The sequence below is a fragment of the Vibrio sp. 10N.222.49.C9 genome (assembly GCF_041474985.1).
Taxonomy (GTDB): Bacteria; Pseudomonadota; Gammaproteobacteria; order Enterobacterales; family Vibrionaceae; genus Vibrio; species Vibrio crassostreae_C.
In genome coordinates, this window is the sequence record NZ_JBFRVD010000160.1 from 1 (window position 1) to 269 (window position 269).

1 protein-coding gene is annotated in these 269 nt (G+C 36.8%); it reads right to left on the reverse strand.

Features of this window, described 5'->3' with window-relative positions:
- On the reverse strand, window positions 1–203 hold a 203-nt coding region (locus tag AB4585_RS22520), incomplete at its 3' end, for a transposase (protein WP_372171041.1).
- Window positions 204–269: the final 66 nt, after the last annotated feature.

The following is a 269-nucleotide window of genomic DNA, read 5'->3' on the forward strand; positions in this document are numbered from 1 at the left end:
TCTTGAAGTCCTTCTAGGCCTTCTTCAAAAAAAATCCGAACCCATTTATTGACACTGGTTCGACTGACTTTGAGAGATTTTGCAATTTGTGTACGAGAGAGGCCGTCTTTAAAGTGTGCGAGCGCAAGTAAACGCATCTTCATCTGAATGGTTTTTTGCTGGCTCGCAAGCTTTTTGAAGTCAGTGTTATTAAGGCTATCCATGGCTAAATTTCACAATAATTCATCAATCTTAATTAGATCACATTTTTACTTTAATTGGTATAACTT